Source organism: Acetobacter syzygii (genome assembly GCF_000964225.1).
Lineage (GTDB): Bacteria > Pseudomonadota > Alphaproteobacteria > Acetobacterales > Acetobacteraceae > Acetobacter > Acetobacter syzygii.
In genome coordinates this window covers 1-214 of sequence record NZ_BAMZ01000053.1, presented here as the reverse complement: position 1 = coordinate 214, position 214 = coordinate 1, and the positions used below count along the sequence as shown (strand labels likewise).

1 protein-coding gene is annotated in these 214 nt (G+C 62.6%); it reads right to left on the bottom strand.

Annotation, left to right across the window (positions count from 1 at the left end; all coding sequences use genetic code 11):
- Positions 1–214, bottom strand: a 214-nt coding sequence (locus Absy_RS11660; RefSeq protein WP_048854932.1) for a hypothetical protein, incomplete at both ends; no start/stop codon positions are given.

The following is a 214-nucleotide window of genomic DNA, read 5'->3' as shown; positions in this document are numbered from 1 at the left end:
GCCACCACTGACTGCGAGCGTAGCGCCTGCGCTATTGGTGGCGGCTCCGGTCACCTGACTGCCGGTCAGGGTTGCAGTGCCACTCTGGTTATCGAGCGTCTGGAGCAGGGCAGCATTCTGCACCGTGAGCGTGCCTGTGTTGGTGGTGGTGCCATCGACGGAGCTGGCATCGATGGTCAGGGCATTGGCATTTGTGACATCCCCAGCCACCTGT